General features: G+C 49.1%; 1 protein-coding gene. It reads right to left on the bottom strand.

Translation table 11 applies throughout. The features are described from left to right. Positions 1–776 (bottom strand): group II intron reverse transcriptase/maturase (ltrA, locus tag N0M98_RS33725; RefSeq protein ID WP_259620509.1); only part of this gene is annotated, 776 nt, incomplete at both ends.

Below are 776 nucleotides of genomic sequence, written 5' to 3'. Positions count from 1 at the left end.
ACCTTCCCTTGAGAAGTTTCCGCTTTCGTTTTGCGATGGTGCATGCCAAGAAAATCAAAGCCTTCTTCTCCTGTCCAAAGTCCGACGATGCGTGTTTTGGTCGGGTGTAACGTCAATTCAAGACGATCCATAATGGCACGAATACGTTCGTATGCCCGGTCTGCGTCTTTCTTCGTCTTACACACGATCACGAGATCATCCGCATAACGCGTCAGTTCCCCGAATTCGCTACCATATCGTTCCCACAGGATATCGAAGTAGTTCAGATAGATGTTCGCTAAAAGTGGAGAGATGACTCCCCCCTGCGGCGTTCCTAAATCCGAACGTCGAACCGTTCCTTCTTCCATGACCCCTGCATTTAGCCACTTCCGTGCCAGTTTCAAGATACGTCTGTCACTGATTCGCATCTCCAGCAGTTTCATCAGCTTTTCCTGATTGATGTTGTCGAAGTAACCTTGGATATCGACGTCGACCACCCAATTGCCTTTGCGGTTACATGCTTTTCGGATTCGGTCCAGCGCTTGCTTGGCGCTTCGCTTCGGTCTGAATCCAAACGAGGATTCTTGAAAATCCGCTTCAAAGATCGGTTCCAATACCAGTTTCGTCGCCATCTGTATGACGCGGTCTCGGATGGTGGGAATGCCTAGCGGCCTTTGCTTTCCATCTTTCTTCGGAATGTAGTGCCGTCTTACGGGCTGGGGATGATACTTGCCTTCTTTGAGGATTTGATGGCATTCATACAAGAAAAGATACTCCCCTTGCTTTTCGATGTCCGC

Origin of the sequence: Paenibacillus doosanensis, from assembly GCF_025060755.1 — a bacterium.
GTDB classification, from domain to species: Bacteria; Bacillota; Bacilli; order Paenibacillales; family NBRC-103111; genus Paenibacillus_S; species Paenibacillus_S doosanensis.
This window is presented reverse-complemented; position numbering and strand designations above follow the sequence as displayed.